Genomic DNA, 416 nt, shown 5'->3' on the forward strand with positions numbered 1-416 from the left:
GCGCGCGGCATGCCGGCCCTGCGGCGCGCCCAATGGGCGCTGTTCGCGGCCGGTTTTTCGACCTTTTCGCTGCTGTATTGCGTGCAGCCGCTGATGCCGCTGTTCACGCAGGCCTTTGGCGTGTCCCCGGCCGAGAGCAGCCTGGTGCTGTCGCTCTGTACCGGCCTGCTGGCCATCGCCATCTTCCTGGTCGGCCTGTTTTCCCAGGCGTTGCCGCGCAAGCGGATCATGGCGCTGTCGCTGCTGGCCTCGGCCATCCTGGGCACGGCGGCGGCGATCGCGCCCGACTGGCACAGCCTGCTGGCGTTGCGCGCCCTGCAAGGCGTGGCGATGGGCGGGGTGCCGGCGGTGGCCATGGCCTACCTGGCCGAGGAAGTCGAACCCGACACGCTGGGTTTCGCGATGGGGCTGTACAT

Annotated in this window: 1 protein-coding gene; it reads left to right on the top strand. The window is 69.7% G+C overall.

Annotated elements, in window-relative coordinates:
* Nucleotides 1-416: MFS transporter (locus EEB19_RS27270; protein WP_222930004.1), on the top strand; the 416-nt coding region annotated here is incomplete at both ends.

It is taken from the genome of Gordonia sp. OPL2 (genome assembly GCF_003797825.1).
Taxonomy (GTDB): Bacteria; Actinomycetota; Actinomycetes; order Mycobacteriales; family Mycobacteriaceae; genus Gordonia.